General features: G+C 68.4%; 1 protein-coding gene. It reads left to right on the top strand.

Going from position 1 to position 1,668, the window contains the following annotated elements; genetic code table 11:
• Positions 1 to 250 precede the first annotated feature (250 nt).
• Positions 251 to 1,543 carry a sugar ABC transporter substrate-binding protein gene (locus ABZV78_RS31715; RefSeq protein WP_355644543.1) on the top strand — a complete coding sequence of 431 codons (1,293 nt, stop codon included), beginning with the start codon at positions 251 to 253 and terminating at the stop codon, positions 1,541 to 1,543.
• Positions 1,544 to 1,668 lie beyond the last annotated feature (125 nt).

Here is a 1,668-nt window from a genome sequence, read left to right as displayed (position 1 = left end):
CTGGGCCGTGCAGCAGGCGCCAGGCCCGCAGTTGATCTGGGCGGTCGAAGGCTGCACCCGACCGGTTGGTCGGGCGCCCGCTCCCGTCTCCGCCCTGAGCTGCCCGGACGGCACCCCTGCCGCCCGGGCGCACGGCTGTTATACGGTCGCCACGGCCGTCCGCCGCGAGTACCCCCTGTTGTAAAGGAAATTTTCCTACTAAGGTGCGGCGGAGAAGGTTAGTGCCAACCGGCCCCGAGGGAGATATGGCGTGAACAGGTGGAAGCGGCTGGCTCCGGTCACCGCCATCGTGGCCTCGGCCGCGATGGTGCTGTCCGGGTGCGGTGGCTCCGGCGACGACGACAAGGCCGCGGACAACAGCAAGCTGACGGTCTGGATGATGGGTGAGGGCGGCGACGCCCAGACCAAGTTCCTCGACGGCGTCGAGGCGGAGTTCAAGAAGAAGCACCCCGAGACCGACGTCGTGGTGCAGTACATCCCCTGGCTCGAGGCGCCGAAGAAGTTCCAGGCCGCGCTCGCCGGCGGGGAGGGACCGGACGTCACCGAGCTGGGCAACACCGAGACCCAGGGCTGGGCCGCGCAGGAGGCCCTCGCCGACGTCACGGAGAAGTTCAACGGCTGGTCCGAGGGGAAGGACATCCTTCCCGACCTGGTGAAGAACGCCCAGCTCGACGGCAAGCAGTACGGCGTCCCGTGGTACGCCGGCGTGCGGGCCATCTACTACCGCACCGACTGGTTCGCCGAGGCGGGCGTGAAGCCGCCGACGACCTGGGACGAACTGGTCGCCGCTGCGAAGGCCGTCCAGGCCAAGAAGCCGGGCACCTACGGCATCGCCCTGCCCGGCAACTCCGAGCTGCCGTTCTACTCCTTCCTCTGGGCCGCCGGCGCGGAGATCGCCACCAAGGACGGCGACAGCTGGAATTCCGGCTACAACACGCCGGAGGCGCAGCGGGCGGTCAAGTTCTGGACCGACCTGGTGACCGTGCACAAGGTCGCCCCGCCGGCCGCCGCGGGCTGGAACGAGGTCGACGCCCGTACCCAGTTCGCCACCGGCAAGGCCGCCATGGCGTTCGCCGGTAGCTGGCAGGGCGGCGCGATGAAGAAGGACAACCCGGATATCGAGAAGGTGTGGGGCACGTTCCCCATCCCCGGTCCGGACGGCAAGGCCGCCCCCGCCTTCGCCGGTGGTTCCGACATCGCCCTCTGGAAGGACAGCAAGCGGCAGGACCTGGCCTGGGACTACCTGACCGTGCTGCTGAGCAAGCAGAAGGACCAGGAGTTCGCCAGCAGCCTCGGCTTCTTCCCGGTCTACAAGGACCTGGTCGGCGGCGGCAACTACGCCAACGACAAGGTGATGGCGGCGTTCGCCACCGCCATGCAGAACACCAAGCTGACCCCGCTCACCCCGAAGTGGGTGGAGGTGAGCCGGACCAAGACGGTGACCCAGGCCATGAACAGCTCGGTCATCAAGGGCCAGAAGCCGGTCGAGAAGGCCACCGCGGACGCGGCCACCGAGATGGAAAGCATCCTCAACGCCAAGTGACCACGCTGACCGAGGCCACCGGCGAAGCCGCCGCAGCCGGAGCGCGAGACCGAGAAGCCGTTCCTGATGCCGATCGAGGACGTGTTCACGATCACCGGTCGTGGCACCGTCGTCACCGGTCGCGC

This window comes from Micromonospora sp. NPDC004540 (genome assembly GCF_040610095.1).
Classification (GTDB): domain Bacteria; phylum Actinomycetota; class Actinomycetes; order Mycobacteriales; family Micromonosporaceae; genus Micromonospora.
The sequence above is the reverse complement of the archived record's forward strand: the minus strand, read 5'-3'. Positions and strand labels throughout refer to the sequence as shown.